Annotated in this window: 5 protein-coding genes; all 5 read left to right on the forward strand. The window is 45.6% G+C overall.

Annotated elements, in window-relative coordinates:
- Window positions 1–198 precede the first annotated feature (198 nt).
- Window positions 199–2,208 (forward strand): molybdopterin-containing oxidoreductase family protein, encoded by a 2,010-nt coding sequence (locus QZL64_RS12175; RefSeq protein ID WP_021842237.1) that lies wholly within the window; start codon window positions 199–201, stop codon window positions 2,206–2,208.
- 286 nt (window positions 2,209–2,494) lie between these two features.
- Window positions 2,495–3,856, forward strand: coding sequence for a branched-chain amino acid transport system II carrier protein (brnQ, locus tag QZL64_RS12180; protein ID WP_021842238.1), 1,362 nt, complete (start codon window positions 2,495–2,497; stop codon window positions 3,854–3,856).
- Window positions 3,857–4,177: 321 nt separating this feature from the next.
- Window positions 4,178–5,620 (forward strand): amino acid permease, encoded by a 1,443-nt coding sequence (locus tag QZL64_RS12185; protein WP_021842239.1) that lies wholly within the window; start codon window positions 4,178–4,180, stop codon window positions 5,618–5,620.
- Window positions 5,621–5,874: 254 nt separating this feature from the next.
- Window positions 5,875–6,027 (forward strand): hypothetical protein, encoded by a 153-nt coding sequence (locus QZL64_RS12190; protein ID WP_021842240.1) that lies wholly within the window; start codon window positions 5,875–5,877, stop codon window positions 6,025–6,027.
- A gap of 251 nt (window positions 6,028–6,278) precedes the next feature.
- Window positions 6,279–7,516, forward strand: a 1,238-nt coding sequence (ilvD, locus tag QZL64_RS12195) for a dihydroxy-acid dehydratase (protein WP_296309633.1), incomplete at its 3' end; no start/stop codon positions are given.

The raw sequence follows: 7,516 nt of genomic DNA on the forward strand, positions 1-7,516 counted from the left end.
GCAAACCACCCGTTCTACGGGTGGTTATGATTGAATCAGGAATCAAAAGAATGCATGCCGGTGATATATGCAACAACTGATACAATATCAGAGGTTTACAATGTTGAGTAGATACATTAAAATAAAACCTTAGCATGAGATTATAGTGGAGAACTATAATTTGAGGTAAAAGAGTTAACTTGAAAAGGAGAGAGCTTTATGAGTAAACGAGAAATCAATGCTGTGTGCCCTTATGACTGCCCCGATGCATGTGGTTTGGTATTAACGGTAGAGAATAACACCGTGTTAAGCGTAAAGGGCAATCCGGATCATGCGTTTACGCGCGGTACTTTATGCCCTAAAATGGTGCATTATGAAGATACAATTCACTCGCCGGAACGCTTGCGGACACCGTTAAAACGTGTCGGTCCGAAAGGCAGCGGTGAGTTTGAACCGATTACTTGGGAAGAAGCAGTGGCAACGATTGCTGCTCGTTTTAAGGACAGTCTACAAAAATACGGTGGCCGGAGTATCATGCCTTATTCCTATGCAGGAACTATGGGGCTGATTCAAAAAGCCGCCGCTTTTCCGCTGTTTGCCCGTCTGGGGGCAGTGCGACATAATCGGGGGATATGCTCGCCGGCCAAAACATACGGGTGGAATATGGTTATGGGTGATACATTCGGCACGCGACCACAGGAAATGAGTCACAGTGACCTTGTTATTCTTTGGAGTCTGAACGCGTTGGCTACAGAAATTCACATCATGCATGATGTGAAGGCAGCGAAGGCACGGGGCGCCAAAGTATGGGTCATTGATATTTACAAAACCACCACTTGTGCACAAGCCGATGAAGTAATCATTACCAAACCGGGAACAGACGGTGCCTTGGCGTTGGGGATTCTTCATATTTTAGAACGGGATAACTTGGTAAATCGTGAGTTTATAGCCAATAATGTTATTGGTTATGATGAACTTGTTAAAGAATCATTACCTGAATATACACCTGAAAAGGTATCCGCCATTACGGGCGTGCCGGCAGCACAAATTGAAGCGTTGGCGCATGCTTACGGCCAGGCAAAAGCACCGTTTATCCGCCTGGGCAGCGGTCTGTCCCGCTATGGCAACGGAGCCATGACCGTTCGTGCCATAACCTGTTTACCGGCCGTGGTCGGAGCTTATGAAACGTTGGGCGGTGGCCTTTTGAGCGACGCGAAGGGCAGTTTTTACGTTAATGATAAAGTTATGTCCTGGGATGTTCATGCCGGCAAGGTCGTGCCGATGGTACCGATGGTTAAACTAGGCGAAATTTTGAACCAGGAAGAAGAGCCAATCCGCTGTCTTTATATCTATTCATCCAATCCGGCGATTACGGCACCAGACCAGAATTTGGTGCGCCAAGGGCTAGCTCGCGAAGATTTATTTACCGTCGTGCATGAGCGCTTTTTGACCGATACGGCTAAATATGCGGATATTGTTTTGCCTGCTACTTCGTCAGTAGAAGCGGATGATATTTATAATTCCTATGGTCATTACACCAGTGCTATAGGTTATAAAGCGATTGAACCGATCGGTGAAAGCAAGTCGAACTGGGACACGATTCGTCTTATCGCTAAAGCAATGGGGATTACGGATCCGTTTTTTGATAAAACAGCTTTAGATTTAATCCACGATACGCTTGACGGGGCCGTTAATGTACCGGCGGAATTGAAAGAGAAATTACTACAAGGCGAACCGGTGGAAATGCTGGTTCCAAATAATTACAAAATGACTTTTAAAACGGCGTCCCATAAGATTGAAATCTTAAATCCGATACTGGCTGAGCCGCTTCCGCGCTATGTTGAGTCTCACAGTGATACGGTGGCAAAAGGTGAGTTCGCCCTTATTAATGCACCTGATTTGCGAATTCTTGATTCATCATTTAATGAACGGGTCTTTGATACGTCGAAACCGATGATGGGCGCGTGGCTTAATCCGATTGATGCGGAGAGACTCGGCGTTGTTGAAGGTGATTTGGTACGCCTTTATAATGAGCAAGGAACCCTACAGATGCCCGTATATTTGGATGAAGGAATTAGCCCTAAAACGGTAGTTTCTTATGGTGTTTGGTGGCAACGCTACTCTTCGGATCCCCGAAACAGCATTAATGCGTTAACCTCATCAAGACTGACCGATTATGCGGAAGGCAGCACTTTTTATGACGTAAAAGTGGATATTACACCCCTATAGGATTAAACTGTCTCCATTTACAAAATAAAATGATGAGTTTTTAGAAGTTGAATGAGAATTGTCAACTTTATGATAAAATGATGATTACACATATTATTCAGTTAAAATGGGCGTTCCGGGGAATTTATGTTTCGGCTTTTTTGATAAGTATATGATGTTTGTTATAAATTTATGCGAAAAAGTAATGAATAAACCGGTAAAAAGTTTTAAAATACATTTGTACAATATGTAAAAACGTTGTATAATCTATTGCAAACCTATTTTAATTGAGAGAGGATGGGGACTTATGAATACAGAAAATGTAAAATTGAGTAATCGAGCTTATATAGCTATAGGCTTGATGTTGTTCGCATTGTTTTTTGGTGCGGGCAATTTAATTTTCCCGGCGTCATTGGGACAACAGGCCGGGGTTAATGTGTGGTGGGCTGTTCTGGGCTTCATTGTGACAGGCGTAGGCTTACCGCTCCTCGGTGTTATGGCTATGGGTTATTCCGGGGCCAAAGACTTACAGGCATTGGCCGGCCGAGTTCATCCGTTATACGGATTTCTTTTCACGGTATTATTATATTTAACTATCGGACCTGCCTTCGCTATTCCGCGTACCGGTACCGTATCTTATGAAATTGCTGTTCGTCCGTTCTTAGCTGGCGGTGGCAGTGATATGTCACAGACGATTTTCTTGGTGGTATTCTTCGTAATATCTCTTTGGTTATCCATTAACCCTGCCAAATTGGTAGACCGTATCGGTAAAGTGTTAACGCCATTATTGTTAATCAGTATCTGTGCTTTGATTGTAAAATCTTTGGTTACACCAATGGGTTCTTATATGAATCCGACTGAATCCTATGCTACCGCAGGTGTTGCGGTTGTTCAAGGTATCCTTGACGGTTATAACACAATGGATGCGTTGGCTTCCTTGGTATTTGCGATTCTTGTAATTGACTTTGTAAAATTATCCGGTGTTAAGACGAAAGAAGAAGTTACTAGTGCTACTTTTAAAGCGGGCATCATCGCCGTTGCTTGCCTTGGTTTTGTATACATTTTCGTAGCTAATTTGGGGGCTACCAGTGTGCAGCAACTTGGCATCTTGGAAACAGGTGCACCTGTATTGGCTGAAAGTGCTAAATACCTCTTTGGCAGTATCGGTGCTTTAATCTTGGCCGTTATTGTATTGTTGGCATGTTTGACAACCAGTATCGGTTTGATCACATCTTGTGCTAAATATTTCCAACGTGTATTCCCGGTTATCGGTTATAAATCCTATGCCGTAATTTTCACCGTTGTATCGTTCTTCATCGGTATGTATGGTTTGAAAACTATCATCGTAGCTGCCATTCCGGTATTGATGTTCTTATATCCGTTGACTATTGCCATCATCGCTTTGGCATTCTTGAATAACACATTCCAAGGTCGTCAATGTGTATATGTTTGGACTATCGGTTTGACCTGTGTAGCGGCCTTTGTCAGCGGTGCTGAAACAGCCGGTGTAAGCCTTGGTGCCTTCGGCGAATGGTTCGCTAATTATGTACCGTTCCATAACGTAGGTATGGGCTGGATTCCATTTACTGTGGTAGGTTTTGTGGTAGGCTTTATCAATAAAGCTTTAGTATCTAAATCGGCCGTAAATGGTGAAGAAAAAACTGCATAATCATTGAATAATGCATTAGTCATTGTTTAGAAATAACAACAAAAGGCAGTCCTTGGGGGGGCTGCCTTTTTTGTGTGCCGGTAACGTTTGCAAGAAAATTAGTCAGAGTCGCGTAGGGAATCTTCCGGTGGAATCGTTTTGGTTATCTTCCGGTGGAATCGTTTTGGTTATCTTTGTAAATAGTGTATAATAGTTAGGTAAAGCCTGGGTAATGTGCGGTTAAAAACTTGATAGTTTGTCATGTAATTTGTTTGATATGGAGTATCAAAGTGTTAATGGCCGGATCCGGGCAAGTAGCGTAAGTAGTATAGGAGGAATTTTGTGATTTCGTTGCGTAGGAAGCCGTTGGCTGATTTGACTGCAGCGGCGGCGGAGAAAAAATTAACCAAAGCATTGAGCGCTTTGGATGTTACCCTATTAGGTTTAGGCGTTATTATCGGGACGGGTATTTTCGTACTTACCGGTATCGGAGCTGCTAATTATGCGGGGCCGGGCCTCATGTTATCATTCGTATTGGCAGCTGTTACTTGTGCCTTTGTATGTTTGGCCTATGCGGAGCTGGTGGCCATGTTGCCGGTTTCGGGCAGTGCTTATACCTACACCTATGCGTCCTTGGGCGAATTCTTCGGCTGGTGGGTCGGCTGGGGCTTGGTCCTTGAATACTCGGTCGGAGCCAGTGCGGTAGCCGGCGGCTGGTCGGCGTACTTGGTGGGCATCTTGCATGCAGCGGGCATCGACTTGCCGAAGGCTTTAACGGCGGTTCCCTATGAAGGGGGCATTGTGAATTTGCCGGCCATGTTGGTGGTGCTGTTCGTTACAGGGCTCTTGGTTCTGGGGATTCGTGAAAGTGCGCGAGTTAATCGCATACTGGTTTTAATCAAAGTGGGTACGATTTTCTTGTTCCTTTTCTTGGCGGCCCCTCATGTGGACCCAATTAATTGGGAGCCGTTTTTACCATATGGTTGGCAAGGCGTCGCAGCCGGTACGGGCATTTTATTCTTTGCCTATCTCGGGGTTGACTCCATTGCGACGGCGGCGGAAGAAACAAAGAATCCTAAAGTGGATATGCCGGTGGGCATCATCGCGTCACTGCTTATCTGCACGGTTTTATATATTGCGGTCAGCATTGTCATGACCGGTGTGGTACCGTATCAACAGCTTGATACGGCGGCACCGGCGTCCTACGTACTTGAATATGTAGGCATGCGAGCCGGTTCGGCTATCGTCGGGGCCNGAGCCGGTTCGGCTATCGTCGGGACCGGTGCGCTTTGTGGTTTGTCCACGGTGCTCTTGGTTATGATCTATGCGCAGACCCGTGCTTTTTACGCCATGAGTCGTGACGGTTTGATTCCGCGCAGCTTATGCCGCATTCATAAAAAGTTTCACACGCCCCACATTATTACGATGATTGTAGGTGTGGTGGTTTCATTGATTGCGGGCTTCACGCCGATTCATATCGTAGCTGAGATGTGTTCGGCCGGTACCTTGTTTGCCTTCATGTGTTCGGCTCTCGGGGTTATGGTGTTACGTCGGGTATATCCGGATGTTAAACGCGATTTCCGTTGCCCTGCCGTGTATGTGGTAGCACCGCTCGCTATAATTTTCTGCCTCTTTGTATTCTCACAATTATCGGCTCATACTATAGAGCTCTTCGTGGGTTGGAGTGTTTTAGGCTTTTTGGTTTACATGGGCTACGGCCGCAAGCATAGCGTCTTGCTTAACGGTAACCGTGAGGCTACGGAGTCGCTTCAGGAGGCTCAATAATTTAATAAAAGCTTAGTTATGGTGCGCCATGAGTATGTATGCTCGTGGCGCATTTTTGTGTTGTTTATTAGATATGGATTTTTGTCTATTATTTTAAAAAAATTGAAAATTAGTACTTGCAATTTTAAAAATGAAGTGCTAATATAATGAACAACGATACAAGGTCAGTGGACAGTTGGTCGTTGGGATTTTCAGATATCGATTTAAGTTACGTGCCAAGGCACATAAAATACTGTGGAAAGGAGGACAATGTTATGTTAGGTTTAGTCGTGCTCATTATTAGCTTGCTCATTATTATTGACATTATTATCGTCATTAGCCGTGAACAAAACTTAACAGACATCGTCTTAAAAGTTTCCACAAATCATGGCCCTGAGCTCCCCTTGATGCAAGGGAAGGCAAGCTAATAAAGAGCTTGGGCCATAAACCGTATACTGTATTTCGTATATTTGTGAGAGACAAGAGAACATTTAGCCGGATATTTTTAAGACGATTCTTCGGAATCGTCTTTTTTTATTACTAACACGATATTTCAAGAAGATGCCAAAGATTGAATGGCAATTATGAAGTGACATCGTTAATTTTTATTAAGTACCAAGAGCTTAAACTACAGGCGAAGGCCTTGCAAGTTATTCGATTAGGAAAAGGAGCGAGAAACATGCGAAGTGATAATTTTTCAAAAGGGGTGGCAAGAGCACCACATCGGTCGTTACTAAAAGCGTTGGGTTTTGTGAATGAAGAAATCGGCAAACCGGTCATCGGTATCGCCAATTCGTTCAATGAAATCATCCCGGGCCATATGCACTTACGTAATTTGGTGCAGGCTGTGAAAGACGGGATTCGTGAAGCCGGTGGTATTCCCATGGAATTCAACACTATCGGGATTTGCGATGGCACGGCCATGAATCACATCGGCATGAAGTACTCGCTGGTGACACGGCAGATTGTAGCCGACTCGATTGAAGCGACGGCCATGGCTACACCGTTTGACGGGCTCGTGTTCATTCCGAACTGCGACAAGATCGTACCGGGCATGTTGATGGCGGCAGCCAGATTGAATCTGCCAAGTGTTTTCGTCAGCGGCGGAGCGATGCTCGCCGGGCGACATCAAGGCAAACGGGTAGGCCTCAGCGATGTATTCGAAGCGGTAGGCAAGGTAGAAGCGGGGCTCATGAGCGAGGCGGAATTAGCACAGCTCGAAGATACAGCTTGTCCGACTTGCGGCTCCTGCTCCGGGATGTACACGGCGAACACCATGAACTGCCTCACCGAAGCTTTGGGCATGGCTCTTCCGGGGAACGGTACGATACCGGCGGTATACTCGGAACGACTAAGATTGGCTAAGCGGGCAGGACTTCAAGTGATGGAGGTTTTGAAAGCGGATTTAAGACCACGGGATGTACTTACCAAAGATGCTTTTGAAAACGCCGTAGCCGTCGACATGGTGCTTGGCGGTTCGACGAACACGGCCTTACATTTACCGGCAGTAGCCCATGAGGCGGGTGTAAAACTAAGCTTGGATGATTTTAACCGACTCGCTGAAGTTACACCGCAGCTGGCAAAATTATCACCATCCGGTTCGTACTTCATTGAAGACTTGTATGCAGCGGGCGGCATTCCTGCCGTACTTCATCGTTTACAGGAAGCGGGCAAGTTACACGAAGATGCCAAATCCGTAACTTTGGTTACGCAAGGGGAACTTGCTAAAGTAGCTAAAGTGCTGGATGAAGATGTAGTTCATCCGTGGTCCAATCCGGTGTATGAAACCGGTGGTATCGCCGTTCTGAAAGGTAATTTGGCGCCGGACGGTTCGGTCGTTAAAGCCGGTGCGGTGGATCCGGAAATGTTGGTACACAGTGGTCCGGCCAGGGTATTTGATTCGGAAGAAGCGGCTTT

The organism is Veillonella sp. CAG:933, from assembly GCF_000431435.1.
Classification (GTDB): domain Bacteria; phylum Bacillota; class Negativicutes; order Veillonellales; family Veillonellaceae; genus Veillonella_A.